This is a genomic window from Ruegeria sp. CK1 (assembly GCF_056536545.1).
This window is the reverse complement of sequence record NZ_JBQFPX010000002.1, coordinates 141981-167769: the sequence shown is the minus strand read 5'-3', so window position 1 is coordinate 167769 and position 25789 is coordinate 141981. Positions and strand designations below refer to the sequence as shown.

General features: G+C 55.9%; 24 protein-coding genes. 12 read left to right on the top strand and 12 right to left on the bottom strand.

Annotation, left to right across the window (positions count from 1 at the left end; all coding sequences use genetic code 11):
* Positions 1 to 78 precede the first annotated feature (78 nt).
* Positions 79 to 501 carry an acyl-CoA thioesterase gene (locus tag ACR0L3_RS07360; RefSeq protein WP_480744917.1) on the top strand — a complete coding sequence of 141 codons (423 nt, stop codon included), beginning with the start codon at positions 79 to 81 and terminating at the stop codon, positions 499 to 501.
* A gap of 2 nt (positions 502 to 503) precedes the next feature.
* On the opposite strand, the gene ACR0L3_RS07355 is transcribed toward ACR0L3_RS07360, so the two are convergent.
* The 3 genes from ACR0L3_RS07355 to alr are packed head-to-tail and all read right to left on the bottom strand — an operon-like array spanning position 504 to position 3060.
* Positions 504 to 1250 carry an ABC transporter ATP-binding protein gene (locus ACR0L3_RS07355; RefSeq protein ID WP_480744915.1) on the bottom strand — a complete coding sequence of 249 codons (747 nt, stop codon included), beginning with the start codon at positions 1248 to 1250 and terminating at the stop codon, positions 504 to 506.
* A complete protein-coding gene (locus ACR0L3_RS07350) occupies positions 1247 to 2029 on the bottom strand; it encodes an MlaE family ABC transporter permease (protein WP_480744914.1) in 783 nt (260 codons plus the stop codon). Before ACR0L3_RS07350 ends, ACR0L3_RS07355 begins: the two co-directional genes overlap by 4 nt.
* Positions 2026 to 3060, bottom strand: a complete 1035-nt coding sequence (gene alr / locus ACR0L3_RS07345) for an alanine racemase (RefSeq protein ID WP_480744912.1) — start codon at positions 3058 to 3060, stop codon at positions 2026 to 2028. The genes ACR0L3_RS07350 and alr overlap by 4 nt, the downstream gene beginning before the upstream one ends.
* A 216-nt stretch (positions 3061 to 3276) precedes the next feature.
* Here alr and ACR0L3_RS07340 point away from each other — a divergent pair, with 216 nt between their 5' ends.
* Positions 3277 to 3816 carry a GNAT family N-acetyltransferase gene (locus ACR0L3_RS07340; protein ID WP_480744911.1) on the top strand — a complete coding sequence of 180 codons (540 nt, stop codon included), beginning with the start codon at positions 3277 to 3279 and terminating at the stop codon, positions 3814 to 3816.
* Position 3817: 1 nt separating this feature from the next.
* On the opposite strand, the gene ACR0L3_RS07335 is transcribed toward ACR0L3_RS07340, so the two are convergent.
* From ACR0L3_RS07335 to ACR0L3_RS07310, 6 genes are all read right to left on the bottom strand, one after another.
* On the bottom strand, positions 3818 to 5308 hold the full coding sequence (locus ACR0L3_RS07335) for a replicative DNA helicase (RefSeq protein WP_480744909.1): 1491 nt from the start codon (positions 5306 to 5308) through the stop codon (positions 3818 to 3820).
* Between the two features lie 225 nt (positions 5309 to 5533).
* Complete coding sequence (locus tag ACR0L3_RS07330) at positions 5534 to 6214, bottom strand: orotate phosphoribosyltransferase (RefSeq protein ID WP_480744908.1); 681 nt, start codon at positions 6212 to 6214, stop codon at positions 5534 to 5536.
* 142 nt (positions 6215 to 6356) lie between these two features.
* On the bottom strand, positions 6357 to 7538 hold the full coding sequence (locus tag ACR0L3_RS07325) for an ammonium transporter (RefSeq protein WP_480744906.1): 1182 nt from the start codon (positions 7536 to 7538) through the stop codon (positions 6357 to 6359).
* 156 nt (positions 7539 to 7694) lie between these two features.
* Positions 7695 to 8174 carry a CinA family protein gene (locus ACR0L3_RS07320; RefSeq protein ID WP_480744905.1) on the bottom strand — a complete coding sequence of 160 codons (480 nt, stop codon included), beginning with the start codon at positions 8172 to 8174 and terminating at the stop codon, positions 7695 to 7697.
* Positions 8171 to 8668, bottom strand: a complete 498-nt coding sequence (locus ACR0L3_RS07315) for a phosphatidylglycerophosphatase A family protein (protein ID WP_480744903.1) — start codon at positions 8666 to 8668, stop codon at positions 8171 to 8173. The genes ACR0L3_RS07320 and ACR0L3_RS07315 overlap by 4 nt, the downstream gene beginning before the upstream one ends.
* The gene (locus tag ACR0L3_RS07310; RefSeq protein WP_480744901.1) at positions 8665 to 9795 is read right to left on the bottom strand and encodes a bifunctional 2-C-methyl-D-erythritol 4-phosphate cytidylyltransferase/2-C-methyl-D-erythritol 2,4-cyclodiphosphate synthase; all 1131 of its coding nucleotides are present in this window, start codon (positions 9793 to 9795) and stop codon (positions 8665 to 8667) included. Before ACR0L3_RS07310 ends, ACR0L3_RS07315 begins: the two co-directional genes overlap by 4 nt.
* A gap of 182 nt (positions 9796 to 9977) precedes the next feature.
* On the opposite strand from ACR0L3_RS07310, the gene dusB reads away from it, so the two are divergent.
* From dusB to ntrX, 5 genes are all read left to right on the top strand, one after another.
* The gene (dusB, locus tag ACR0L3_RS07305; RefSeq protein WP_480744899.1) at positions 9978 to 10961 is read left to right on the top strand and encodes a tRNA dihydrouridine synthase DusB; all 984 of its coding nucleotides are present in this window, start codon (positions 9978 to 9980) and stop codon (positions 10959 to 10961) included.
* Positions 10958 to 12025, top strand: coding sequence for a two-component system sensor histidine kinase NtrB (locus ACR0L3_RS07300; RefSeq protein ID WP_480744898.1), 1068 nt, complete (start codon positions 10958 to 10960; stop codon positions 12023 to 12025). The genes dusB and ACR0L3_RS07300 overlap by 4 nt, the downstream gene beginning before the upstream one ends.
* Positions 12026 to 12062: 37 nt before the next feature.
* Positions 12063 to 13430, top strand: a complete 1368-nt coding sequence (locus ACR0L3_RS07295) for a response regulator (RefSeq protein ID WP_480744897.1) — start codon at positions 12063 to 12065, stop codon at positions 13428 to 13430.
* Between the two features lie 99 nt (positions 13431 to 13529).
* Positions 13530 to 15818 (top strand): sensor histidine kinase NtrY-like, encoded by a 2289-nt coding sequence (locus tag ACR0L3_RS07290; RefSeq protein ID WP_480744895.1) that lies wholly within the window; start codon positions 13530 to 13532, stop codon positions 15816 to 15818.
* Positions 15815 to 17224 carry a nitrogen assimilation response regulator NtrX gene (gene ntrX, locus ACR0L3_RS07285; RefSeq protein WP_480744893.1) on the top strand — a complete coding sequence of 470 codons (1410 nt, stop codon included), beginning with the start codon at positions 15815 to 15817 and terminating at the stop codon, positions 17222 to 17224. The genes ACR0L3_RS07290 and ntrX overlap by 4 nt, the downstream gene beginning before the upstream one ends.
* A gap of 12 nt (positions 17225 to 17236) precedes the next feature.
* On the opposite strand, the gene ACR0L3_RS07280 is transcribed toward ntrX, so the two are convergent.
* Positions 17237 to 17719: a hypothetical protein gene (locus tag ACR0L3_RS07280; RefSeq protein WP_480744891.1), complete on the bottom strand. Its 483-nt coding sequence runs from the start codon at positions 17717 to 17719 to the stop codon at positions 17237 to 17239.
* Positions 17720 to 17815: 96 nt separating this feature from the next.
* On the opposite strand from ACR0L3_RS07280, the gene trkA reads away from it, so the two are divergent.
* The 5 genes from trkA to ACR0L3_RS07255 all read left to right on the top strand — a co-directional run bounded on the left by trkA (position 17816) and on the right by ACR0L3_RS07255 (position 22672).
* The gene (trkA, locus tag ACR0L3_RS07275) at positions 17816 to 19192 is read left to right on the top strand and encodes a Trk system potassium transporter TrkA (RefSeq protein ID WP_480744890.1); all 1377 of its coding nucleotides are present in this window, start codon (positions 17816 to 17818) and stop codon (positions 19190 to 19192) included.
* Positions 19192 to 20730: a TrkH family potassium uptake protein gene (locus tag ACR0L3_RS07270; RefSeq protein ID WP_480744888.1), complete on the top strand. Its 1539-nt coding sequence runs from the start codon at positions 19192 to 19194 to the stop codon at positions 20728 to 20730. Before trkA ends, ACR0L3_RS07270 begins: the two co-directional genes overlap by 1 nt.
* Before the next feature lie 125 nt (positions 20731 to 20855).
* Complete coding sequence (gene hfq / locus ACR0L3_RS07265) at positions 20856 to 21095, top strand: RNA chaperone Hfq (RefSeq protein WP_010440340.1); 240 nt, start codon at positions 20856 to 20858, stop codon at positions 21093 to 21095.
* Positions 21095 to 22366, top strand: a complete 1272-nt coding sequence (hflX, locus tag ACR0L3_RS07260; protein WP_480744887.1) for a GTPase HflX — start codon at positions 21095 to 21097, stop codon at positions 22364 to 22366. Before hfq ends, hflX begins: the two co-directional genes overlap by 1 nt.
* Before the next feature lie 18 nt (positions 22367 to 22384).
* Positions 22385 to 22672: a putative quinol monooxygenase gene (locus ACR0L3_RS07255; protein ID WP_480744885.1), complete on the top strand. Its 288-nt coding sequence runs from the start codon at positions 22385 to 22387 to the stop codon at positions 22670 to 22672.
* Positions 22673 to 22690: 18 nt separating this feature from the next.
* On the opposite strand, the gene ACR0L3_RS07250 is transcribed toward ACR0L3_RS07255, so the two are convergent.
* Positions 22691 to 23086, bottom strand: coding sequence for an ester cyclase (locus ACR0L3_RS07250; protein WP_480744884.1), 396 nt, complete (start codon positions 23084 to 23086; stop codon positions 22691 to 22693).
* Between the two features lie 105 nt (positions 23087 to 23191).
* Positions 23192 to 25654 (bottom strand): penicillin acylase family protein, encoded by a 2463-nt coding sequence (locus tag ACR0L3_RS07245; protein ID WP_480744882.1) that lies wholly within the window; start codon positions 25652 to 25654, stop codon positions 23192 to 23194.
* Positions 25655 to 25789 lie beyond the last annotated feature (135 nt).

The following is a 25789-nucleotide window of genomic DNA, read 5'->3' as shown; positions in this document are numbered from 1 at the left end:
GAAAGTGTTTTCAAACACATATGTGTTATCTTGAACAGAAGAAGCCATGTCGCAGCATTCGACAAGGAGTAAATACTCATGCCCGCTTATTTAGCCTTCAAGTCGGTCGTAGCCCCCTCCGATTGTGATTTCTTGGGGCACATGAATGTATCCAAGTATTTCGCTGCGTGTTCGGATTCAGTGTTCGCGCTGCAAGCTGAAATGGGACTTACTAGAGAGGATATGAGCGGCGGTAGAAAGCTCTCATTCGCAGTTGTGCACGCTACGAGTGATTTCCAATCAGAACTCAGCGCAGGCGAGGCGATCCAAATGGAGACTGAAGTTCTTGAAGTAGGTGCGAAAACGGTGACTTTCCGTCACACGCTCAAAAAGGCGGCGAACGGCGAAGTGGCGTTCGTTACCGTGTTCAAATGCGTACTGTTGAACCTGACGTCGCGCAGTGCTGCGGAATTGCCACAGGAAATAGCCGAAAAGGCCAAACTCTGGATGGTTGAGACTTAGTCCTATCTCACTGCCTCAATCGGCCCCTCAGCACTCCCGCTGATAAACTGCTCAACATAAGGATCTCCCGACGCGTCCATCTTTGCGACCGGGCCAGTCCATTGAATTACTCCGTCATGCAACATGGCGACGTTGTCGGCAATCGCGCGGACGGAACTCATGTCGTGGGTGATGGTCATGGCAGTGGCACCCATTTCGGTCACGATCTCGCGGATCAGGTCGTTGATGACGCCGGACATGATCGGGTCCAGACCTGTGGTGGGTTCATCGAAAAAGATGATTTCGGGCTCGGCGGCGATAGCGCGGGCGAGGCCTACGCGTTTTTGCATGCCGCCAGACAATTCGGATGGAAAGCGGTCGGCTACGTCGGACTTCAGACCCACGCGGCGCAGTTTCTCGATGGCGATCTCGCGGGCATATTCCGGCGGGCGTTTCAACGGACCGCGCAGCAGACGGAAGGCGACGTTTTGCCAAACGGGCAGCGAGTCAAACAGCGCCGCGCCCTGAAACAACATGCCGAACCGGGCCAGAAACGCGTCTCGGTCGCCTTTGGTGGCGTCTTTTTCGTCAACATAGATCATGCCGCTATCCGGTTTGATCAGGCCGAGGATGCATTTTAGCGCCACTGATTTGCCGGTGCCCGACCCCCCGATGATAACCATTGAAGTGCCTTTAGGGATTTCCAGGTTCATGCCCTGCAGAACTTGGTTATTGCCAAAGGCTTTATGTACGTTCTCCATCCGGATCATAGCGAGAAGAACACTCCTGTCAGAATGAAGTTGGCGGCTAGAATCATGATGGCGGCGGATTCGACCGAGGATTTGGTGGCCCGGCCAACACCCTGTGCACCACGGCCCGAGTTCATGCCGTAATAGCACCCCATCAATGCTGCAATCAGGCCAAACACGGCACCTTTGGCAAGCGATGAAACGATATCCCGCGCCTCAAGGAAGTTGACAGTGTTCAAAAGGTAAGTCGCTGGATTGAAACCCAAGTTCTGGGTCGCGACCACATACCCGCCGGCGATTCCAATGATATCTCCGATCCCGACCAGCAGGGGGACGGTTATCAGGGCGGCCAGCACGCGTGGGGCAGTCAGATATTTCATCGGGTGCGTCGACAAGGTTACCAGCGCGTCTATTTGCTCGGTCACTTTCATGGTGGCAATCTCGGCCGCAATGGATGAGGTCACGCGTGCCGCGATCATCAGGCCGACCAGCACCGGTCCAAGTTCGCGAACCATGCCAATGGCGACAATCTGCGGCACCACGGCCTCGGCGTTGAAACGCGCTCCACCAGCGTAGATTTGTAACGCTAGTGCGCCGCCGGTGAAGATCGCCGTCAGCCCGACAACCGGCAAAGAAAGCCAGCCGATGTTTATCAGCGCAACCGCAAATTCGCGTGGGTAGTAGGGAGGGCGAAAGACGTGAGAAATGGCATCGCCCGAGAACAGGGCGACTTTGCCGAAGGTGGCGAATAGCGCCAGAACCGCACGGCCCAGCCCGCCCAGCAGGTGCAAAGGGTTCATTCCACGTAACCTCGGGAATAACGCGCGCCAAGCGATGTGAGGATTTCATACCCAATAGTGCCTGCGGCTTCGGCTAGATCATCCACGGTTTGGTGGCCGTTTAGGATGCGCAGGCGTTCCGGGTCTTCGGGCAAGTCAGTGACGTCGACCGTAATTAGATCCATCGAGATGCGACCGACGACGGGGCAAGGTTTTCCACCTGCGAAAACGTCAATGCCCCCGCCAATGGCCCGGTGCAGCCCATCCGCGTACCCTGCGGCTACGGTTGCTATACGCGATGGGCGCCGAGCGACCCAAGTGTTTCCATAGCCCACGGTTTCTCCGACTTCGATGGGGCGCACCTGAATGACGGGCAGGTCAGCGGTCACCACGGTTTTGGCGTCTGCAAAAGGCATGCCACCGTAGAGGCCAACGCCGGGGCGGCAGAAGTCAAAGTGGAATTCGGAGCCCAGCAACGTGCCACCGGTCGCGGCAAGCGATCTAGGTGCAGTCACGCCATCCGTCATTTCGCGGAAGGTTTTCAACTGCTGCCGGTTCATTGGGTGTTCTGGTTCGTCGGAGCAGGCCAAGTGCGACATGACAACTGCGGGATTTAGTGCTTCGACGCTTGATCGTAATTCGGCCCAGTCCGAGGGCTCTAGCCCTAGGCGATTCATGCCACTGTCCAGCTGAATGCCAAAGGAGTGATCGGTTAGCGCCTGCTGGTGCCGGATGAGTTGTTCTGGCGAGTTTATCAACGGAGTCAGATCGTGATCCCGCAGCAGATCGGTATCACCTTCCATATGGCCCGAGAACACGCCGATCATCGGACCAGGGCCAACAGCTTTGCGCACGGCAGCACCTTCTTCGGCGATTGCAACAAAGAATTTGCGAACGCCTTCCTCAGCTAAGGTCGCTGAAACTGGTCCGGCCCCCAAGCCATAGGCGTCGGCTTTGACTACGGCGCCTGTCTCGACATTCGTTTTTGCATCGAGCGCCCGCCAGTTACTGGCCAGCGCGTGAAGATTGATCGTTAAACGTGCGTTGCTCATGGTGCTTTTCATGACATTGGATCACCGCAGGTCAAGGGGGTAGACGGCAATTCTTGTAGATATCGTGGCGATCACGCGCAGGTTCTGGCCAAACTCGCAAGGCCTTGGCAGAAAAAGGCCTTTGTGGAATTTGTTCACCTCTCGTCATTGTGTCGTCTTTGTGATCAACTGAAAGTTCTAAGGCAGGATCGTTGATCTACCTGAAGGATGCAGAAAATGCTGAATCTGACCGCTGACTATAAAGTCCGTGCTCCCGAATTACCCGGGTTCTTTCGTTCCGTCTTTGCGGCCTCTGAGAGTGAAGAAGAGGGTCGCGCAGTTGGTGATTTGGTCCAGGATTTATTGAAAACGACGCCTGACAACGATTTGCTCGGCGTTTTGGCATTGGATAACGGGGTGCTGTTAGGCTGCGTTCTATTCTCTCGCTTGAGCTATGACCAGGATCCTCGTCAGGTGTTTTTGATGTCTCCGGTGGCGGTGCAGACAGATCGGCAGAAAACGGGAATTGGTCAAAAGCTGATTAGTTTCGGGTTAGAGAGTTTGCGCGTGCAAGGCGTAGATTTTACCGTGACCTACGGCGATCCGGCTTACTATGACAGGTCAGGATTTCACCAGATTCCTGAAACCTTTGCTCGGCCGCCCATGCCACTGAGTATGCCGCATGGGTGGCTTGGGCAATCTTTGACAGGGGTGGATACACCGATTGAGGGCCCGTCGCACTGTGTAAGTGCGTTTAACCGGCCCGAACTTTGGTAGATTAGTAGCTTTCGATCTGGCCGTCTTGTTGCCAGGGTTTGACGAGGTTGCCAAACCGCGTGAACTGAGCCTCGAATGACAGCTCGACCGTTCCGATGGGGCCGTGGCGCTGCTTACCGACGATGACCTCGGCTTTGCCATGCAGGCGTTCCATGGCCTGTTTCCACTCTTCCATCTTTTCCAATTCGTGATCGCCTGGTTTTTCACGTTCTTTGTAGTATTCCTCGCGGAATACGAACATCACCACGTCGGCGTCCTGTTCGATCGAACCTGATTCCCGCAGGTCGGACAATTGCGGGCGTTTGTCGTCCCGGCTTTCCACCTGACGGCTAAGCTGTGACAGAGCGATGACAGGAATGTTCAACTCCTTGGCGATGGCCTTCATGCCCATCGAAATCTCAGCAATCTCGTTGACGCGGTTGTCGGCCATACCGCGACACAGTTGCAGGTAGTCAATCACTAACAGGTCCAAGCCATGCGTTCGCTTCAACCGCCGTGCCCGGGCAGCAAGTTGCGAGATCGGCAGGGCCGGGGTGTCATCGATGAACAGGGGGCAGGCCTCAAGGTCCTTGGCCGCGTCGACGAAGCGGCGGAACTCTGCTTCTGTCATGTCACCCTGACGGATTTTGTGCGAGGAAATCTCGGAGGCTTCGGCCAGAACACGACCCGCTAGCTGTTCCGCGCTCATTTCAAGCGAAAAGAATCCCACAACCCCGCCGTCAATAGCGCCCTCAGAACCGTCCGGCTTGGTGCCGCGCTTATAGGCTTTGGCCACGTTGAACGCCACGTTGGTCGCTAGCGAGGTTTTACCCATCGACGGACGCCCCGCCAAAATTATCAAGTCGGATGGGTGCAACCCGCCGAGTTGTTTGTCCAAGTCGGCCAGACCGGTGGAGATCCCTGCCATGCCACCGCCGCGCTGGTACGCTTCGTTGGTGACGTTGACGGCTTCTGTGACCGCCTTGAGGAAGGATTGAAATCCTTGTTCGGTCTGGCCCTGCTCGGATAACTGATAAAGCTGCTGCTCGGCCTCGACGATTTGTTCTTTGGGCTCGCTGGACACATCGACCCGTGCCGCCTTGTCCGAAATATCCCGACCCAAACGGATCAGTTCACGTCGTATGGCTAGGTCGTAAATCATTTGCGCGTAGTCATGCACCGCGAAGGCACTAATCGAAGCGCCAGCCAGTTTGACCAGATAGGCTGGGCCGCCCAGTTCCTTCAGACCTTCGTCCTCGGCCATAAAGGATTTCAGAGTTACGGGCGAGGCCAGCGCATTCTTGGCGATACGGGTGGCCGCAACTTCGTAAATTCGGGCATGGACCGGATCATAGAAATGCTCGGCCCCGATAATCGATGCTACTCGGTCGTACAGATCATTGTTCGTTAAGATAGCGCCCAAAAGCTGCTGCTCAGCCTCAATGGAATGCGGCATGGTTTCGGCATTCTGAATCTGTGCCGCCGCCTGCTCGATACTGCTTATCTCGTTCATTTTGTCCCCGCTGCCCGTTCCGAGGTTTTACACGCGAAACAACACCGCAATCTATCTGGAAATACCTGTGGCTAACTCGGGGTAAGGCCTCGGGATAACTTTCCTGACAGTTTGGATGCCTGAGTATGCTTAGCTTATTATGTAGGAAATGGGGTAAAAGTCACCAGATATCGTATCCTAAGGATCGATTCTTTAACAATTATCCCCAGCCTGTCCACAAGCGGTTTAAGTGGATTTATTGGCTTCCTGCCAGCCGCGCGGGTCGTTCAGGAAGGCTTCGACTCCATCAAGTGTCTCTTGGTCAAAGGCTTTTTGCGCCTTGGCTTCGGCCAAAACGTCCCACCAAGTACACAGGTGATGCAGTTGAATGCCGTGGTCGCCGAGCGTTTTCTCGGTCTCCGGGAAGATGCCGTAGTAGAAAATCACTGCTGTATGCCCGCAGGTCGCGCCGGTTTCGCGGATCGCATCCACAAAAGACAATTTCGAGCCGCCATCGGTTGTCAGGTCTTCGACCAGCAAAACGCGCTCACCCTCGCTCATCGCGCCTTCGATACGGGCATTGCGACCGTAGCCTTTGGGTTTTTTGCGAACGTATGTCATGGGCAGGGCCATTCGCTCTGCAACCATGGCGGCGAAAGGAATACCAGCAGTCTCACCACCTGCAATGTTGTCGAACGCCTCAAAACCCGCGTCGCGCATTACTGTGACTGTCAGAAAGTCCATCAAGGTTGAGCGGATGCGCGGATAAGAGATCAGCTTGCGGCAATCGATATAGGTCGGGCTGGGCAAGCCCGAAGCCAGCGTGAACGGTTCGCGCGAATTGAAATGGACGGCTTTGATCTCCAGCAGCATCCGAGCGGTCAGACGGGCGATTTCGGTGCTATCGGGGAAAGAACTGGGGATCATGGCGTAACCTCGGGACAATATGGCGTTGCGGGCTGATAGCCCGACCCTTGGCCCGGAGTCGAGAGGGTTGCGTGTAAAAGAAAAGCGGACCCCTATAGAGGTCCGCTTTTCGCCCTTACGGGCAAAGCAAGCTAAGGTGGGCTTAGCTGCTCATGTCATAAGCACGTTCGCCGTGTACCGACAGATCGAGCCCGTTTGTCTCAGTATCAGCGTCTACCCGCAGCGGGGTGATCAGCGCAACCACCTTGATCAACACAAATGTGACAACTGCCGTAAAGGCACCAACGATAACTAGACCACCCAGTTGGGCCGTCCAGGCACCAAGACCAAAGGCCGCGATCATGATCGTACCGAAGATACCGCCGACACCGTGTACGGCGAAAACATCCAGCGTGTCGTCGATTTTGAGAAGGTTGCGGATGACGCTAACAGCTTCCTGACACAGGACACCTGCAACTGCACCGATGATCAACGCCTGCACCGGATCAACATAGCCCGAGGCCGGAGTTATCGAAGCCAAACCGGCGATTGTTCCGGTGACCAAGCCGACCATTGAGGCCTTGCCAAAGCGGATGCGTTCCCAAAGTGCCCAGCTTAGCGAAGCCGTTGCAGCAGAAATATGCGTCACCGTCATCGCCATTGCTGCACCGCCGTCGGCCGCGAGCTGCGAGCCGCCATTGAAGCCGAACCAACCGACCCAAAGCATCGCAGCACCAATCATGACGTAACCGGGGTTGTGCGGTGGTGTCGTACGGTTGCGGCGCGGCCCTAAGACGATCGCAATGATCAGCGCGGCCAGGCCAGCTGTTTCGTGCACAACTATCCCGCCTGCGAAGTCGCGAACGCCGGTCTCGCCCAAAATACCGCCATCGGTCAGAATGCCGCCACCCCAGATCCAGTGAACTACGGGTGCGTAACAAAGCAACATCCAAAGGGCAGAGAAAGTTAAGACAAACCCGAATCCCACGCGCTCGACATAGGCGCCTACGATCAGGGCTGGTGTGATGATCGCAAAGGTCATCTGGAACACGAAGAATAGGATCTCGGGCAGGGTGCCGGATAGGCTGTCAACGTCGACACCGTTTAGGAATGCCTTACCCAGTCCGCCCCACAAGCCAGTACCACCGTCGCCAAACGCGATCGAATAGCCAGCAACCAGCCACAGAATGCTCATCAAGCAAGCGATGCTGAAGCAGTGCATGAAAACGCTCAGCACGTTGCGGGCGCGCACAAGGCCGCCATAGAACAGGGCTAGGCCCGGCAGTGTCATGAACAGGACCAAGGCGGTAGCCACTATGATCCAGGCGGTGTCGGCTCCATTCATCAGCCGGTCTCCTCTTAGCGTCTCGAATTTGCGTGGCGCGCCTTGAAGCTGAGAGAAGACGGGGAAAAAAGAGGCAGAGAGGGATTTTAGTGCCTATTTAGAGGGCTTTTTACGTACTGGCGAAAAAATAGGCGGCCAGCGGCTCCTAATGCCGGTTTATTGGGCGATATTGAGAAGGCCATTTGAGAGCAGATCAAGTGCATGATCGCGTGCCGCGCCGCGAACCTTGTCTCGGCCGATTGCGCCGAACTCAACTGTTTCTGTGCGCGTCGACCGTCCTTCGGTGGCCAAGCCAAAGCAGACTCGACCTTCGGGTTTGAACTCGGACCCTCCGGGGCCCGCGATGCCGGTGACTGAAACCGCGAGCTGCGCGTCCGAATGCTTCAACGCGCCTTCCGCCATTTCACCCGCGACCTGTTCAGAGACTGCGCCGTGAGCTGTCAGCGTCTCGACCGAAACTCCCAACATCTGTTGCTTTGCTTTGTTGGTGTAGGTGACGAACCCGCGCTCGACCACTGCCGAACTGCCGGGAATATCGGTCAACGCGGCGGCGACCATGCCGCCGGTGCAGCTTTCTGCAGTAGCAATCATCACGCCTTGCGCCTTGGCGCGGTCAAGTAGTTCGGAAACGGTCACAGGCCCAGTACTCCATGTGCGATGCCTCTTAGAACAATGACGCCAATCCCCGCGAGAATTCCAGCGATCACATCGTCCAGCATGACGCCCATTGCATCGTTGCGCCGGTCAGCCCAGCCGACGGGGCCGGGCTTGGTGATGTCGAACAGGCGGAACAGTAGGAAGCCGGCAACCCAGCCGGGCCAGAGGGCCGTGATTTCGATTCCGTGCGCCCAAGAAGGGTAGGAAACGGCCCACAAGGCAATGAATTGACCTGCAACTTCGTCAATGACGATTTCGGACGGGTCGTGGTTGTCCTGACCCGCAGTCATGACACGGGTCGCCCAAAGACCGGCAAAGAACACGGCGAGCGTTGCGATGAAGAGCAACGGGAAACCACCCAGCGTATGCAGTACCCAGGCCAAGGGGAGGGCGGCCAATGACCCCCATGTGCCAGGCGCAGGCCGAAGATAGCCGACGCCACCGACTGTTCCGATCAGACGCGCAGCCTTCATGATCTCACCAGACAAGCTGTGGCCAGCGCGGCTATGCCTTCGCTGCGGCCAGTAAACCCTAGCCGTTCCGACGTGGTTGCTTTGACTGAGACCTGATCGGCACTTAATCCCATGATCCCTGCCAATTCGTCCCGCATTTTCGGAGCGTGCGGACCGATCTTTGGGTATTCGCAGACTAGTGTGCAGTCGATATTCGAGATTTGATACCCCATCTGTTCGGCCAACTCGACTGCATGTCTTAGGAAAATCTCGCTGGCGGCGCCCTTCCATTGCGGGTCCGAGGGCGGAAAGTGTTGTCCGATGTCACCCTGCGCCAGAGCCCCATAAATTGCGTCAGTTACCGCGTGCATTCCAACGTCTGCGTCGGAATGACCTTGAAGGCCGCGGTTATGCGGCACTTTCACACCACAGAGAATGACGTGATCCCCATCGCCAAAGCGATGAACGTCGTAGCCATTGCCCAGTCTTACATCCATATCTTTTCCTAGTATGCGCTCTGCCCGGGCAAAATCCTCAGGCCGTGTGATTTTGATATTGTCCGCATCCCCCGGCACAATAGCCACTTCCAACCCTGCAGCACGAGCGACTTCTACATCATCAGCAGCTTCGCCGGGGTGAGCCGCATGGGCCAAGACGATGGCATCAAAGTGAAAGCCTTGTGGAGTTTGAGCAGCGAAAAGGCCTGTCCGATCCTGGGTGCCGGTTACGGTATCACCATCACCCGTCCAAAGTGCATCTGTCACCGCAAGCCCAGGAGCTGCCGCAGGGTATGCTTCCAGTGCTTCGACGACCTGCTGAATAGTTTCAGGTTTAACGCATGGCCGTGCAACGTCGTGGATCAGAACCTTTTGCACTCCTAGCGACTCAAGCGCCAATAGGCCGTTGCGCACAGATGAAGCCCGGTCGTTGCCGCCTTTTGCCAAGATCAGATCTGTAGGTGCGAATTCGTCCCATGCAGTTTGATCGTCTTCGGAAAGCACCAGCACAATGTGATCCATCTGCTCACGAAACCGGTCAATCGTCCAATCTGCAACACGTCGCCCAGCAAGAGAGCGCCATTGTTTTGGAACTACCCCTCCGGCGCGCAGCCCGCGTCCTGCAGCAACGATGATGGCGGCGGTTGTCATTGGGCGAGATCTCCGATGGTTTGGGCAATGTTTAGGGTGCGGTGAATGCAGAGGCAATCACCCGCGTAAAACTGCCCAAAAAATAGGCATGTGATGATTTCGCGGGCTTGATGCCCGCCGATTTGTTGTTCATATGCGCTCAATTCGTTATCAAAGCCACAACTGCCCAAGGATTAAGCACGTTGACTCTGCAGCTCGCTGACAAAGCTCTGAACCCGCCGGTCATGCTGGCACCGATGGCCGGAATCACAGATCGGCCTTTCCGTGACCTGGTGATGCGGTTTGGCGCGGGTATGGTTGTAAGTGAAATGGTCGCTAGCCAAGAGATGGTGCAGGCCAAGCCCGGAGTGCGCGAGCGGGCCGAACTGTCTGCTGATGTGGAAAATACCGCTGTGCAACTGGCAGGACGCGACGCGCATTGGATGGCTGAAGCTGCCCGTCAGGTTGCTGATCGCGGCGCGCGGGTAATCGACATCAACATGGGCTGCCCCGCTAAAAAGGTGACAAACGGTTACTCTGGTTCTGCCTTGTTGAAGACACCAGACCATGCGCTGACCTTGATTGAGGCGGTTGTTGAGGCCGTTGATGTTCCGGTGACATTGAAAACCCGTCTGGGCTGGGATGATAACCTTCTAAACGCCCCTGTTATTGCGCAAAGGGCGCAAGATGCTGGAATTTCCATGGTTACGATCCACGGTCGTACGCGGTGTCAGTTTTACAAGGGCAATGCGGATTGGCGAGCGATCCGCGCTGTGAAAGAAGCAGTCTCAATTCCAGTTATCGCCAATGGAGATATTGTGGATTCCGACGCCGCACGTAACGCGTTGGATCAATCTGGCGCGGATGGTGTCATGGTTGGGCGCGGCGCGCAGGGCAAACCATGGCAACTGGCCCAGATATGCCATGACCTTTACGGCTCTCAAGCTCCGGAAATTCCAAAAGGTGCCGACCTGATTGATATGGTGCGTGCCCATTATCAGTCGATTCTGGAATTCTACGGATCTGAACTTGGTTTGCGCGTCGCTCGCAAGCATTTGGGTTGGTATATGGACGAAGCTGCAACGCCCGCTGCTGCACGTCGCGCCGTGTTGACCTCTCGCGACACAGATGAGGTGATGCGCCTATTGGGCGACGCACTTAGTGCAGATGCAGAGGTGGCGGCATGACTTCGGATCAGAGCATCTGGACGTCGCTGCCGGTTCCAGCGTTTATTATCAGCCCAGATGATCGGATTGCGGATGTGAATTCTGCTGGTGAAGGTTTTTTGAATGCCTCGCGCAAGTCTGTGATTGGGCACCCGGTTTGGGACCAAATCGCTGTGGACGCCCCATTAGAAGAAGCTTTCGAGCGCGCGCGCGAGCAAGGTACGCCTTTATTCGTGAACGATGTGGATGCTGGTTCCGGGAACCGTGCTCCATTGCAATGTGCTTTGCAGATTGCTCCTCTGGTCGGTCATCCGGGATCGATGATCATGATCATTTCGCCGCGAGAACTAGCAGGGCGGATGACCCGTGGGAATACGGTGAAGTCGGCGGCGCAATCGGCTATTGGTATGGCTGAAATGCTGGCACACGAGATAAAAAACCCTTTGGCGGGGATTACCGGCGCAGCCCAACTTCTCAGCATGAATATCCCGCCTCAGGACCTTGAGCTTACCGACCTTATCGTGGCTGAAAGCCGCCGCATCGTAAAGTTGTTGGAGCAGGTCGAGCAGTTTGGCAACCTTTCCCAACCTGATTTCAAACCGGTCAATATCCACGATGTCTTGGATCGCGCGCGCCGTTCTGCGCTGTTGGGATTCGGCGCGCATATGAAGATTATCGAGGACTACGACCCCTCGCTGCCACTGGCATTCGGCGACCCGGATCAGTTCCTTCAGGTGGTGCTGAATCTTCTTAAGAACGCCTCTGAAGCTGCTGATCCAAAAGGGGGAACTATTCGTCTGCGCACTTACTTCGAGCATTCTTTTCGATTGCGGCGCAGCGACGGTTCCGGCCATTCCCTCCCGCTGCAGATTGAGATCATCGACGACGGGCCGGGCCTGCCTGAAAAGATCCGCAGTGATATTTTTGACCCTTTTGTCTCAGGCAAAGAAAACGGCACCGGCCTTGGTTTGGCGCTGGTGAGCAAGATCATCTCGGACCACGACGGCTGGATTTCAGCTGACTCGGTTCCGGGCCGCACGGTGTTCCGCATCTCTCTGAGGCGGGCGCCGAAGGACGAAACTTAAAACTGCCAACAAGAGCAGAGAAAATGGAGAGCACCCGATGGATGGCACAGTACTGGTCGCAGATGACGACCGCACGATTCGCACCGTTCTGACACAGGCCCTGACACGGGCGGGCTGCAAGGTTCACGCAACGTCTTCGTTGACCACGCTGATGCGCTGGGTTGGGGAAGGTAAGGGGGACGTGGTGATCTCGGACGTGGTCATGCCGGACGGGAACGGATTGGAAATGCTGCCAAAGATCGCGCAGGACCGTCCCGGTTTGCCGGTCATTGTGATTTCAGCCCAAAACACCATCATGACGGCGATTCAGGCGGCAGAGGCAGATGCATATGACTATTTGCCCAAACCATTCGATTTGCCGGATCTCATGAAGCGCACAGCGCGCGCACTTGAGCAAAAGCAGCGTGTTCAGGCAGACGTCTCCGAACCTGATGAAGATCGCCCCGAGGAGTTGCCCTTGGTCGGGCGAACACCGGTTATGCAAGCGCTTTACCGATTGGTTGCCCGGGTGATGAATACCGATCTGTCGGTGATGATTTCTGGTGAAAGCGGGACTGGCAAGTCGTTGATCGCGCGCGCAATTCATGATTTTTCAGATCGTCGCACCTTACCCTTTGTAACGGCGACTGCGGCGGACCTACGAGATTTGGAAGGCCCCGCACGGGTCATGGCGCGGGTTCGGGGCGGCACGTTGTTGATAGACGAGATCGCCGATATTGAAGATGAGTTGCAAGCCCGCATCGTGCGAATGATGGACACGCCCGGCGACCATGTTCCTCGGTTCATGGCAACCAGTCAGTCAGATTTGACCGAAGCGATGGAAAGCGGTCGCGTGCGTCAAGATTTGTATTATCGCTTGTGCGGTGCGACAGTACATGTTCCGGCCCTTCGCGAACGGGTGGACGACATTACCTTGTTGGCTGATCACTTCCTGGCGCGGGAAGAACGTGATCATGGCGCGAAACGTTGGCTCAGCGATGATGCTGTTGAGCTGGTCCGCCGGTATTCTTGGCCCGGCAATGTTAGGCAACTGGAAAATGCCATTCGTCGTCTTAGCCTGACCAGCCGCGCGGACGAAATCACCAAGGCCGAGGTTGAGATGGTGCTGGGTAGTCAGCCCGAAGCTGAACCGGTTTTGGGTGATGGTGAGCGCGAGAAACTGTCAGCCTCGGTGGCGCGCCATCTGCGCCGGTATTTCGACCTTCACGGCAATCTTCTACCGCCCCCAGGTCTATATCAGCGCATTCTGCGTGAGGTCGAGGCGCCTTTGATTGAACTTGCATTGGATGCAACTGGTGGAAATCAGGCAAAATGTGCAGATCTTCTAGGGATTAACCGAAATACGCTGCGCAAAAAGATAACTGACCTCGATATTCAGGTGACACGGCGCCGCAAACTGATGTAATATCGCCACACAAGTCGTGGCATCTGGGTTCGCATCCGGTAACGACCACGACATATGGCGGTTCGTCGCGCAAGCGACACATCAGAATGAGGGCAGACGGTGGCAACCCGAGCACAGAGCGGGCCGATACCAGCGATTAATCGGTGGCGAAAATCCCGAAAACTGCGCAATATCGGCACCTTGGGGCTGGTTCTTCTAGGCCCTGCTTTGGCGTTGGCTACCTATCTTGTTATCGGTCCATTTGATTTGGGGGCGACGGCCCCCACGTTGCGCCTGATCCTGTTGGCTGACCTCGTGTATGTGCTGGTCGTGGCCGCCTTGGTTCTAGGGCAGGTCTTTAGTTTGATCGCGGCACGCCGGGCGAAATCTGCAGGATCCCGTCTTCACCTTAGGCTAATCGGTGCTTTCACACTTCTGGCGCTGGTGCCGACCGTCACAGTTGCGATTTTTGCGGGGCTTACAGTCAATATTGGCCTGGAAGGGTGGTTCTCGGATCGCGTCAGGCAGGTGGTTGGTTCGTCCCTGACTGCCGCCGAAGCATATGAGCAAGAACACCGGCAGGGCCTCACGCAGGACTCGGCGGTTTTGGCCCGTTTTCTGGACAATGCGCGCGCGCTGGACTTTTACATTTCAGACGCAGAGCTGCGCGAAGTTCTAGCACAAGGACAATCGCAAATTCAGCGTGGTCTGAAAGAAGCCTATGTAATTGATGGAAGTGGTGAAATCCGTTCCCGTGGAGATCGGTCTTACCTCTTTAACTATGAAGCACCAACTCCTGAGCAGGTCATAGAAGCGACAGATAACGGGCTGTTGATTATTGCGGACTGGCAAAACAGTGAGTTCCGCGCGTTGGTGCCGTTGCGGGCCTACCTGGACCGATACCTTTACGTCAGCCGCGAAGTGGACGGGCAGCTTTTGACTCTGCTGGACGACACCAAAGAAACGGCTCAGTTTTATCAGCAGCTTGAAAGCGATCGGGGCAGGGTGTTGTTCGAGTTCGGGCTACTGTATTTGGGTTTTGCAGTGATCCTTATTCTGGCAGCTATGTCATTGGGTATGTGGTTCGCAGAACGCCTGTCGCGTCCGGTCGGGCGTTTGACGACGGCGGCGCAGAGGGTCGGTGCGGGCGATCTTGGCGTGCAGGTCATCGAAGAAGCCAGCGATGACGAGATCGCGATGTTAGGTCGTTATTTCAATCAGATGACGCGACAACTTAAAGGACAGCGCGACACGCTGCTCGAAAACACCCGTCAAATTGAACGCCGCCGCAGGTTGTTCGATTCGGTTCTCAGTTCCGTGACTTCAGGTGTTGTTGGCGTTGATCCCGATGGTTGTGTAACCTTCGTGAACCGTTCGGCGGAACGGTTGCTGGATTGGGCGAAGGTTGATGATCAATTGGCCATCGGTATCGCCGTGCCAGAGTTCTTACCCCTCTTCGAAAGCCTAAAGGAAGGTGGGCAAGAAGCCGTGCAGGGTGAAATCAAGGTTACACGCAAGGGGCAACTGGAAAATCTGTTGGTTCGCATGGCCACCCGACGCGGTGAAGATGGCGGTCTAGAAGGTTATGTGGTGGCCTTTGATGACGTTACCGACCTTGTCAGTGCCCAACGGATGGCCGCATGGGGTGATGTCGCGCGACGGATCGCACATGAAATCAAAAATCCACTGACCCCAATTCAATTGAGCGCGGAGCGGATCAAACGCAAGTTCTCACGCAAGCTGGATGAAGAGGATTGCGATAGCCTGGAATCCATGACCGACGTAATCGTGCGGCAGACAAATGACCTGCGGCGCATTGTGGACGAATTCTCAAAATTTGCCCGTATGCCCGAGCCGGATCGACATGAAGAAGATGTTGTTGGGCTCGTGAAAGAGGCGGTGCTGTTGCAGCAAGCGGGTCAACCAGACGTGCAAATTGATGCGACTCTGCCCGATCACAGCATTTTGGCGGACGTAGACGCGACGATGTTGAACCAAGCGCTGACGAATCTCATCAAAAATGCTGGTGAAGCCATTGAATCGCTAAAACTAAAAAGCCCACCGGAAAATCTGAAACCGCAGATCAAAGTCGCGTTGACCAGCGATGATGCGGGTACGGTAATTACAATCGCTGACAATGGCATCGGCTTGCCCGAAGATCGGGCGCGGCTGTTTGAGCCTTATGTAACCACACGGGACGAGGGTACCGGTCTGGGTTTGCCCATCGTCAAAAAGATCATTGAAGAACATGGCGGAGCGCTAACGCTTGAAGACGCGCCCGTCTTTGACGGACAGGACCATTTTGGTGCAATGGCTGTGATCCGTTTACCGGGGGCGAACTTGTCTCCGACCGCAGCGCCACAAAAGCAGGCAATCAAAACCAACAAACTGAAAGCAGGCCAAAGATGAGTGACATTCTGATCGTAGATGACGAACGCGATATTCGCGAGCTGGTGTCCGACATTCTGGAGGACGAAGGCTATTCAACCCGGCTGGCTGGCAACTCGGATGAGTGCATGACCGAGATCAATTCCGAACCGCCGGGGCTGTTGATTCTTGATATCTGGCTGAAGGACAGCCGGATGGATGGGATAGATATTTTAAAGGCGGTAAAGCGCGACAACCCCGATGTGCCCGTCGTGATTATTTCTGGTCACGGCAACATCGAAATCGCCGTGGCTGCGATCAAGCAGGGCGCGTATGACTTTATCGAAAAGCCATTCAACATCGACCAACTGATGGTGGTTATCCGCCGCGCGATGGAAACGTCGCGCCTGCGCCGCGAGAATGCATCGCTTAAGCGCAAAGAAGTGACCAACTCAGACATGATTGGCAAGTCCGCAGCCTTCCGCACAATGCAGAGCCAGTTGGACAAGGTGACGAAGTCCAATGGTCGAGTGATGTTGAGTGGCCCGGCCGGCTCGGGAAAGGAAATCGCTGCGCGGTACATCCACGCGCATTCCAACCGTGCCAACGCGCCATTTGTGACCGTAAACTGCGCCGGGATCGAACCTGAGCGTGTCGAAGAGGTTCTCTTTGGGCGTGAATCTTCGGAACGCGGCATCGAATCCGGTCTGTTGGAAGAGGCCCATGGCGGTGTGGTCTATTTCGATGAAGTGGCTGACATGCCGCTGGGCACGCAATCCAAGATTTTGCGCGTGCTGGTCGATCAGCAGTTCCAGCGTGTGGGCGGATCGGACAAGGTGCGCGTTGATTTGCGGGTGATCTCGTCAACCAACCGTGATCTTGAAACAGAAATCGAGGCTGAACGTTTCCGTGAGGAACTCTATCATCGCCTGAACGTGGTTCCAATTGCGGTGCCGTCTTTGGAAGAACGGCGCGAAGATATTCCGGTTCTGGCGCAGCACTTTATTGAGATGTGCAATGAAACCCAGGGACTTGCGATACGCGAAATCTCGGAAGAGGCGGTCGCGTTGCTTCAAACCATGACGTGGCCCGGCAACGTTCGGCAGCTTAAAAACCTAATCGAGCGCGTTCTGATTTTGGGCGATGGCTCTGGTCCAATAGAAGCCAAGGAACTGCCCGCGGAAGAGGAAAAAGCAGACGATACCGGGCGTGTTGTCCTATCCGGAGCACTTGCGACATTGCCGTTGCGGGAAGCGCGTGAAGCGTTTGAGCGTGAATACCTGTTGACCCAAATTAACCGCTTTGGAGGAAACATCAGCCGTACTGCCAGCTTTGTTGGTATGGAGCGCAGCGCGTTGCACCGTAAACTGAAATCGCTTGGGGTCGTGACCTCGAACAAATCCGGTGCGCGCGTAGCGCAGTTGGATGAACCGGAACCGGCGGAATAAACCGCCGGGTCTTTATCCGGCCTGACCGGGAGAGATGATTTGGAACGACCCGTTGTCGTATTTCACATAGCAGGACTGGGTCGTCAGTGGCGGTAAAGTTGTCGTAGGTACAGCTGGTACGTTAGCCTTCTCACCTTGTTTGCACGGTGGCAGGCTGACCGGGCGAAACCCTTTCTTGGCCATACACTGCGCTTCGACTTCATTCCGCAGCCCTTGGTTGACGTCTACCGTATAAATCTGTCCGGGCTGCCACCACCCAGGTGAACGATAACAACGCCCTCTGCCGTCGCAATAAGACCGGCCGGGCCAGTATGTAGGCGGGCTTTGGCGTACCTGAGTGGCTACTGGCACTTCATTTACGGCCTGCACTTGGCACTGAGTGGTTTCGCTCTGAAGGCGAGACACACTCTCACCCTCGCGGTAGTACAGTGAGAGCGGTCCGGTGCAGGAGGATAGGACCGTAATCGGAAGTAGCAAACGAAGCACTGTTTTCATGCACTTATCTTGCCCTAGGTGGGCGAGTATGACAAATCAATTGACCGTTTTGGGGGCATCTGTCATTCAAACAATTCAGGCAGAAGGGCCAAACACATGAAGGTCATCATTTGCGGCGCCGGTCAGGTCGGCTGGCAGATTGCGCGGCACCTGTCGGGTGAGCTTAATGACGTAACGGTCGTGGACAACAACCCCGATCTTGTGCGCCGTGCGACCGAGACGCTGGATGTGCAAGGGATCGCGGGGTTCGCTAGCTATCCTGATGTACTGGATCGGGCGGGGGCCCGAGACGCCGATATGATCATCGCAGCGACCCATTCGGACGAGGTGAACATGGTCACCTGTCAGATGGCGCACTCTATCTTCTCAATCCAGCGCAAGATCGCGCGTCTAAGGGCCAAATCCTATTTGCAGGCGATCCACTCGGACCTGTTCCGACGCGACCACTTGCCAATTGACGTGGTGATCAGCCCCGAGCGCGAGGTCGCGGCAGCTGCGATGCAGCGACTGTCAGCACCGTCCGCCTTTGATACCGAGATGTTCATGGACGGCAAAGCTCAGTTGCTGGGCATCCGTCTGGAAGAAGACTGCCCCATCGTGAACACACCTTTGCGGCAGCTTACGGATTTGTTCTCGACGCTCAGCGCGATTGTTGTGGGGGTTCGTCGAGAAGGCAGCCTTTTTGCTCCGGAATCCGAGGATCAGCTGTTTGTTGGCGATGAATGTTATGTGTTCAGCCATGTCGATGACGTGGCTCGCACGATGGAGGTCTTTGGCAAGGCGCAAAAGAAACAGGACCGGGTGGTCGTCGTTGGCGGTGGCAACGTAGGGCTTGAGGTCGCTCGAACGCTGGAAGAGCGTGAAAGCCGGGTTCGGGCCAAGATCATTGAACGGGATCGCCATTGCGCTGAACTAGCGGCTGAGGCGTTAGAGCGGACGATTGTTCTGAACGGTGACGGTCTGGACGCAGCCCTTCTGCGAGAAGCAGGAATCGAACGGGCTGATGCAATGCTTGCGGTAACTGACGATGACCGAGCGAACATGCTGGCCGCTGTGCGTGCGAAAGCCGAAGGCTGCGCGTTGGCAATTGCATTGATCAATGATCCCAGCATGGTTGCGCTGATGGGGCCGCTGGGGATCGACGCATACATCAACCCGCGGGCCACCACAGTTAGCTCAATTTTGCGCCATATCCGACATGGGCGGGTCCGTCAGGTTTACTCTATCGGCGATGCTGAGGCTGAAGTGATCGAGGCTGAGGTACTTTCTACCTCACCGCTGGCTGGGCAGAGGTTGCGCGACATTGATTTCCCCGAGGGCGTGTTGGTCGGTGCGGTTCGTAAAGGGGACGAGGTCTTGCGACCTTCGGGCAGTCTGCGGATCGAAGAAAAAGACGTTGTAGCGATATTTGCAATGGCCAAGGACGTTCCCGAGGTTGAGCGATTGCTGCAGGTCTCGATCGATTTCTTCTAATGTTGCCCGCGCAAACACAGCAGATTGGGTTGGTGCGGCGCTTGCCACTATTTCTACTGATCTGGGGTGTGGTCTCGCTGTCGATGTGGATTCCGGCGATCTATGCGCTTGCGCTGGATGATCACGACACGTCACGGTCTTTCTTCTATTCTGGTTTGGTAGGATTGTTCATAGTGGCGTCAGTTTCTTTGGCGTCTTCGAACCGTGTTCCACGCCGAGGTACACTTGGGCAGCTTGCGGTCTTGCTCGCGTGTTTCACTGTATTGCCGTTGTTCCTTGCGATCCCGCAACATGATGCCATGGGCAATACGAAATTTTTGAATGCCTATTTTGATATGGTCAGCGCGCTGACAACCACGGGCGCCGATATTTTCCCTGACCCTGATCGTTTGACGGCACCGCTTCACCTTTGGCGCGCGCTGGTTGGCTGGATGGGCGGTTTGCTGATGTGGATTTCGGCAGCCGCTATTCTGGCGCCGCTCTCTTTGGGTGGTTTCGAGGTCACTGCGCGCGGCCAGCCAGGTCGCCCGGTCACCGGTGTGGCGCAAAGTGAAAAGGTTGATCCACGTGGGCGGTTGATCCGCGTCACGCGTACTCTTGCGCCAGTGTATGCAGGTCTGACTGCAGTGATTTGGGTGCTGCTGCTGGTTGCGGGTGAACAGGGGTTGACGGCCATCTGTCATGCAATGTCGACGATGGCGACTTCAGGTATTTCGCCGGTCGGCGGCCTCGAAGGCGCGCAGGCTGGTATCACCGGCGAGGCGCTCATTTTCTTGTTCTTGTTTTTTGCCTTATCACGTCTGACTTTTTCAACGGACACAGCAACAACGGGGTACTCGCGGTTAGACAAAGATCCGGAATTTCGCATTGGCCTAATGATTGTCTTCGCCGTGGCGGTTTTACTGTTTTTCAGGGTCTTGGCTGGGGTCAGTGAAATCGGCGGAACGATGCAGCCATTAGAGGCGGTGAACGTTTTCTGGGGCATGTTGTTCACGGGTCTATCTTTCTTGACAACGGCCGGGTTCGAAAGCGCCAACTGGAACGATGCGCAACAATTGTCGGGACTGGGCACGCCAGGATTGATCTTGATGGGGTTGGCTTTGATCGGTGGTGGCGTTGCGACAACGGCGGGCGGGGTAAAACTGCTGCGCGTATTTGCACTGTATCTAAATGGCGCGCGCGAGATTGATCGTCTTATATACCCTTCGTCCGTCAGTGGTGTGGGTGGCGGTAACCGGCGAATTCAAAGCGACGGAGCATTTATTGCTTGGATTTTCTTGATGATGTTCGCGCTGACGGCGGCGCTGTTTAATCTGTTGCTGGCGATGATGGGGGCCGGGTTCGAACAGGCCATGGTTCTGACCGTGGCGGCGCTCAGCACGACGGGTCCAGTGATCGAATTGGCAACAGATATCCCGATCCGGATCGTTGACCTTTCCAATGGGGCCAAGCTTACGATGTGCGCGGCAATGGTTATCGGGCGGCTGGAAACTCTGGCGATTATTGCGCTGATCACGCCAACCCTCTGGCGAGACTAGGCTTTGCCATATGCACATTGGCTAATTTTTGATCTGGAAACTCGATTGATCCCGCTCCATACTCGGCCAGAGGGAGCGCGTTGGTCCGCAGCGCGTAGCAAGAACAATGGCGAGATTATAAAAATATGGCTTCGGACAGACAGAATCTGCAGGACGCGTTCCTAAATAATGTACGGAAAGCAAAAGTCCCGGTCACAATTTTCCTGATCAACGGTGTGAAATTGCAGGGTGTGATCACCTGGTTCGACAATTTCTGCGTGTTGCTGCGTCGCGACGGACAGTCGCAGTTGGTCTACAAACACGCGATTTCAACCATCATGCCGTCACAGCCGATCAGCCTTTATGAGGGCGAAGACGCCTCTTGATGGAACATGACAGGACGCGCACCCGAGCCTGGGTGCTGCATCCGGAAATCAAATCAGATGAACAGCGCCGTGTCCCTGAACCAGCGCTGGAAGAGGCGGTTGCTCTGGCGGCCGCATTGCCCGACTTAGATGTGATCGGGTCCGAAATTGTGCGCCTGCAACGCGCTCAGCCGGGGTTGTTGTTCGGTAGCGGTAAAATCGAAGAGCTGGCCGAACGGCTGCACGATGAAGAGATTGAGTTGGTTCTGATTGATGGGCCGGTGACACCCGTCCAGCAGCGTAACCTTGAGAAGGCTTGGAAGGTCAAAATCCTCGACCGGACGGGCTTGATCCTTGAGATTTTCAGTGATCGTGCGCGAACCCGAGAAGGGGTATTGCAGGTCGAAATGGCCGCTCTTAGCTATCAGCGAACGCGACTGGTGCGGGCTTGGACGCACCTTGAACGCCAGCGGGGCGGACTGGGATTCGTTGGCGGTCCGGGTGAAACGCAGATCGAGGCCGACCGTCGTGCCATTGACGAACAATTGGTGCGTTTGCGTCGGCAACTGCAAAAGGTCGTAAAAACGCGCACGCTGCATCGTGCAGCACGGGCCAAAGTACCTTATCCGATTATGGCGTTAGTAGGTTACACCAACGCAGGAAAGTCCACGCTGTTTAACCGGCTGACTGGGGCCAAGGTGATGGCCAAGGACATGCTGTTTGCCACGCTGGACCCGACCATGCGGCGGGTAGAATTGCCCGACGGCCCCGAGGTTATCCTTTCGGACACGGTTGGATTTATCTCGAACCTTCCGACCGAGTTGGTGGCTGCGTTCCGTGCAACGCTTGAGGAAGTTCTGGGTGCCGATATCGTTGTCCATGTCCGTGACATCAGCCATGAAGAAACAGATGCCCAAGCGCAGGATGTTGAGACGATCCTGACTTCATTGGGTGTCGATGACGAACGTCCGCGGCTGGAGGTTTGGAATAAGATCGACCTTCTGAACAGTGACGAACGTGAAGCCGCTTTTAAACGTGCCGACCGAGACCCTTCGATCTTCGCTATCTCTGCAGTGACGGGTGAGGGCGTTGAACCGCTGTTGGCCGAGATCGCAACCAAACTGCAGGGGGTACGACACGAAGAAGTCCTCTCATTGGGGTTCGCCGATGGCAACAAGCGTGCATGGTTGTTTCGCCAGGATGTGGTTAGGTCCGAGAGTCAGACGGACGATGGTTTCGAAATCACAGTTTTGTGGACGGACAAACAGGCTGCGCAGTTTGCTGCGCTTTGAGCTATCGAAAGGTGCAGCATGGCATCAGAGGGAAAAGTATATCTGCGCGGCTACATTATGGTGCCTGTCGACCGGCTGAAAGAAGTTCGGGCCGCGCTGCCAGAGCACATTTCGCTGACACGGGCTGAGCCGGGCTGCCTATCATTCGAAGTTCTGGAGGATGAAACTGTCTCTGGACGTTTTAACGTTAGTGAAGTGTTCGAGAACCAAGCTGCCTTCGATGCACATCAGTTACGCACAAAAGCTTCTGTCTGGTTTGAAGTAACGCAGGGTATCCCACGAAAGTACACGACTACGTCTGACTAGCCGGATTGAGGAGTGCAGTCACGCACCGTCAATCTGACGCTGCATGTCTTCGGCGTCGAACCAGCCCGATGAAGACAGAACTTTATGGTTTTCATTCAAATCCCATTCCTCCCACCCACGGGTCAGAACATGGTTGCCGGTCTTGGCGTGATGGCCTTCGAAGGTCCAGACAAAGATTGCGTGGTGCCCGGCCCATCGCATCATGTCACAGCGCAGCTCAAGATCTGGAAAATCGGATTGAAATCCACGCGCCATCTCGGCGATTGCGGCACGGCCCACTAAGGGCTCGGACCGGTTCATTGTCATTTGGCAATCAGGGGCAAAGAATTCGGCCACCGCGTTTGGATCGCCTGAACTCCAAGCGATGGCGTAGTCGCGTGCAAGGTTATTCAGCCTATCCCGTATACTCGCCATTTGTGCCCCCGGTCGCAAATAGTCACCGGTGGATCGTAGGCGAAAAGGCCTGTCCGCGTCCACGACCGGTGAAAAAAGGGGCAAGGTCTTGCCGAAGCGCGATATTCAGCGCGGGATAAGGTTAGTAATACCGACGGCGGCAGCCCGCGCCAAATCCAGATCCAGCGACATCGGAATGTACTCTCCACGCCGCCATAGCTGAGCCTGATCATCATAGTAGCGTGACAGGAAATGACCCGACTGACCGGTGGCTGTGATGAAGACCGAGCTATCGGGGTCGGCAAAGTCATATACGCCGCGATAGCCAGCGCCGTGGACATTTTGGAATGGGTCTTTACCTTCGCCCGATGTGCGTCCGCGCAGCAGCGTGTTATCACCACCGCTTGTAGACTGGCGAATATTGACGAAAAACCGCAACACGGGGACAGAGCCCAGTACCGGGTGGTCATGTGTGGCTTGGTGTGCGTCACCCCAACGCAGCGATTCAAGCGCGGTGCCGTAGTTTTCTGAAATCCAGATCAGCGCGTCGTCAAGCGCCAGACGTGCCATATCAGTGCAGGTCTCGACTGGCGCGCTCTGACGCACGTCGCACCAAACAGAAGCGCCGTTCACGTCACGATAAACACGTTCTATGAAAAGCGGCTCGACATGTTTGTATTCGGCAGCCAGCGGACCCAATTCGTCCGAAATCAACCGAATCTGAAGCGCCCGAAGCCAGGCAGCATAAATCAAAGGCTCAGGCAGGTGCTCGTTCATCTCGCCATTCCACTCAGCCAGCAGGGACAACGCGATCTGGCGCTGGCGTTCGGGTGTTCCCTCTGGGGCAGAAGCTCCGGTAAACCAAAGGTCTGCACCTATCAGCGGCAGCAACGAACGGGCTGTAAAGCTGACGGTATCCAGTTGAGCCTCGATAAAGCTGTCGCGTGTGTGTACTTCACGTGATTGCATCAGGCGTTCCCAGCGATGAACACGCTGGGTGTCGCCCCATTCATACGAGACATGTTCGGGAAAAGGGCGGTTGATGATCTTGTTGTTTGTATTGCCCAAAATGCCCCCTGCAGGTGCAATGAATTCAGGGTTGTCTCCATAGGGCAGGCGGCCCTGCCATAGGTTTTCAGCCAGCCAACCGGGCGTCGGTATGCGCCCCCGGCTTTGGTTGCGCAGATCACGTTTGGGCATGGCGCCGATCAGCTTCATACCGATCGTGTCCTTGTCGACCAAAGACAGATTTTGCGAGGGCGAGATGAACAATTCAGCCCCTTCTATGGCTTCCCGAACATTGTCAGCGTTCATCAATGCCATTGAGGCGGTCATCGAAGTATCGCGTGGACTGAGTGCCGTCCAGGACAACGAAGCAACATGGCCCGGGGGCGTAATCGTTTCCAGATCATAGTGAGTGCCGGGCAGTACAGGGCCGTTTTCTGTCCAGCGCAGAGTTAACGTAATCGGGGCCTCGTCTTTGATTTCGATGATCGATGGACGCGTGCGGAACTTTTTGAACCCGTCTGGGGTCAGGTATTCCTCAGAATTATCGGGATTCAGCTGTTCGATATGAACGTCCTGATCGTCAAGGTAAGACGATGTGAGCCCCCAGCCCAAACGGTCACTGCGCCCTGTCATGACAGCGGGTATACCGGGGATGGTTGCGCCGATTACGCCGCCTTTGGCGAGCTCCAGTCGGGCCAAGTACCAGACGCCGGGCGCCGTGAAACCCAGATGCGGGTCGTTGGCCAATAGCGTGCCACCGCTGGCCGAACGTGAGGGTGCTGCGGTCCATGCGTTCGAAGCGCCAGCCAACCCTCTTTTTGGAAAGGGTGACAGTGGTGTTTCGGGCATCGGAGTCCCGCGAGCATAGCGGGGAACCGTTGGGAACAGCGCGGCATATTCAGGCAAGGCGGCAATACCAGCGCCTGGAACGTCAGGCAGAATATCGGCGAGACGCACGGGATCGTTCAGCATCAGCGATGTACGTGCACGCAGTACCTCGTCCTGAAGATGACCTGACAATTGTAGGCCCATCAGCTTGATCACTGCGATACTGTCACCGGGCTGCCACGGCGAAACTGGTGCATTGAACAGAAACATCTCAGGCGCGCCACGGCCTAGGGCTGCTTCGTTGATTTCATCCAATCGCGCATTCACACCTGCGGCATAGGCCCGGAGCGCCGCTTTGGTATAGTCGTCTTGCACCTCGACCGAGCGATGCGCCAACCCATACAGGTCCAGTCGGCGAAGAAGTTTGTCGACGTGAACCGTGCGTGCGCCAAACACTTCTGATAGACGCCCTTGGGCTGTGCGGCGCATTACTGTCATCTGCCACAGCCGGTCCTGAGCATGGGCGTAACCCAACCCAAAGAACACATCTGGATCATTTTCAGCCAGAATGTGAGGGACATTGGCGGTGTCACGGATAATCTCAACCGGTGCGGATAAGCCTTTGACTTCGACGGTTTGATCGTAGTCCGGAAGCGACTGGCTGGCCAAGAAATACACAAGTGCTATGGCGGCCAAACCAAGCAGGATCAGACCTGTGGTAATGCGCACGAGCCAGCGAAATACAAATGCCATCGGCGGCCTACTACCCTAATCTTGTTCCGGTTGCGGCAAGACTAGTGGATGGTCGTGCTGACCGAAAGAGGAACAGCCCGGGAAAATTTTTATTTACGGCTTAAGAAATAAGAAAACCCGCCACAGATGAGGCTT

Excerpts from the sequence above, each read along its gene's own strand:
- ACR0L3_RS07360 (WP_480744917.1), top strand. The coding sequence starts at position 79 with ATGCCCGCTTATTTAGCCTTCAAGTCGGTCGTAGCCCCCTCCGATTGT.
- ACR0L3_RS07355 (WP_480744915.1), bottom strand. The coding sequence starts at position 1,250 with ATGATCCGGATGGAGAACGTACATAAAGCCTTTGGCAATAACCAAGTT.
- ACR0L3_RS07350 (WP_480744914.1), bottom strand. The coding sequence starts at position 2,029 with ATGAACCCTTTGCACCTGCTGGGCGGGCTGGGCCGTGCGGTTCTGGCG.
- alr (WP_480744912.1), bottom strand. The coding sequence starts at position 3,060 with ATGAGCAACGCACGTTTAACGATCAATCTTCACGCGCTGGCCAGTAAC.
- ACR0L3_RS07340 (WP_480744911.1), top strand. The coding sequence starts at position 3,277 with ATGCTGAATCTGACCGCTGACTATAAAGTCCGTGCTCCCGAATTACCC.
- ACR0L3_RS07335 (WP_480744909.1), bottom strand. The coding sequence starts at position 5,308 with ATGAACGAGATAAGCAGTATCGAGCAGGCGGCGGCACAGATTCAGAAT.
- ACR0L3_RS07330 (WP_480744908.1), bottom strand. The coding sequence starts at position 6,214 with ATGATCCCCAGTTCTTTCCCCGATAGCACCGAAATCGCCCGTCTGACC.
- ACR0L3_RS07325 (WP_480744906.1), bottom strand. The coding sequence starts at position 7,538 with ATGAATGGAGCCGACACCGCCTGGATCATAGTGGCTACCGCCTTGGTC.
- ACR0L3_RS07315 (WP_480744903.1), bottom strand. The coding sequence starts at position 8,668 with ATGAAGGCTGCGCGTCTGATCGGAACAGTCGGTGGCGTCGGCTATCTT.
- ACR0L3_RS07310 (WP_480744901.1), bottom strand. The coding sequence starts at position 9,795 with ATGACAACCGCCGCCATCATCGTTGCTGCAGGACGCGGGCTGCGCGCC.
- ACR0L3_RS07300 (WP_480744898.1), top strand. The coding sequence starts at position 10,958 with ATGACTTCGGATCAGAGCATCTGGACGTCGCTGCCGGTTCCAGCGTTT.
- ACR0L3_RS07295 (WP_480744897.1), top strand. The coding sequence starts at position 12,063 with ATGGATGGCACAGTACTGGTCGCAGATGACGACCGCACGATTCGCACC.
- ntrX (WP_480744893.1), top strand. The coding sequence starts at position 15,815 with ATGAGTGACATTCTGATCGTAGATGACGAACGCGATATTCGCGAGCTG.
- ACR0L3_RS07280 (WP_480744891.1), bottom strand. The coding sequence starts at position 17,719 with ATGAAAACAGTGCTTCGTTTGCTACTTCCGATTACGGTCCTATCCTCC.
- trkA (WP_480744890.1), top strand. The coding sequence starts at position 17,816 with ATGAAGGTCATCATTTGCGGCGCCGGTCAGGTCGGCTGGCAGATTGCG.
- ACR0L3_RS07270 (WP_480744888.1), top strand. The coding sequence starts at position 19,192 with ATGTTGCCCGCGCAAACACAGCAGATTGGGTTGGTGCGGCGCTTGCCA.
- hfq (WP_010440340.1), top strand. The coding sequence starts at position 20,856 with ATGGCTTCGGACAGACAGAATCTGCAGGACGCGTTCCTAAATAATGTA.
- hflX (WP_480744887.1), top strand. The coding sequence starts at position 21,095 with ATGGAACATGACAGGACGCGCACCCGAGCCTGGGTGCTGCATCCGGAA.
- ACR0L3_RS07255 (WP_480744885.1), top strand. The coding sequence starts at position 22,385 with ATGGCATCAGAGGGAAAAGTATATCTGCGCGGCTACATTATGGTGCCT.
- ACR0L3_RS07250 (WP_480744884.1), bottom strand. The coding sequence starts at position 23,086 with ATGGCGAGTATACGGGATAGGCTGAATAACCTTGCACGCGACTACGCC.
- ACR0L3_RS07245 (WP_480744882.1), bottom strand. The coding sequence starts at position 25,654 with ATGGCATTTGTATTTCGCTGGCTCGTGCGCATTACCACAGGTCTGATC.